The 222-nt window shown below is 51.4% G+C and carries 1 rRNA gene; it reads left to right on the top strand.

Features of this window, described 5'->3' with window-relative positions:
* Positions 1-222 (top strand): 23S ribosomal RNA (locus KI809_RS20430); the annotation flags it as partial.

Here is a 222-nt window from a genome sequence, read left to right as displayed (position 1 = left end):
AAGGGTTTGGCTGTTCGCCAATTAAAGCGGTACGCGAGCTGGGTTTAAAACGTCGTGAGACAGTTTGGTCCCTATCTTCTGTGGGCGTAGGATACTTGAGAAGAGTTGACCTTAGTACGAGAGGACCGGGTTGAACGTACCTCTGGTGTTCCAGTTGTTCCGCCAGGAGCAGTCGCTGGGTAGCTATGTACGGAAAGGATAACCGCTGAAAGCATCTAAGCG

The sequence above is a fragment of the Geoanaerobacter pelophilus genome (assembly GCF_018476885.1).
Lineage (GTDB): Bacteria > Desulfobacterota > Desulfuromonadia > Geobacterales > DSM-12255 > Geoanaerobacter > Geoanaerobacter pelophilus.
The sequence above is the reverse complement of the archived record's forward strand: the minus strand, read 5'-3'. Positions and strand labels throughout refer to the sequence as shown.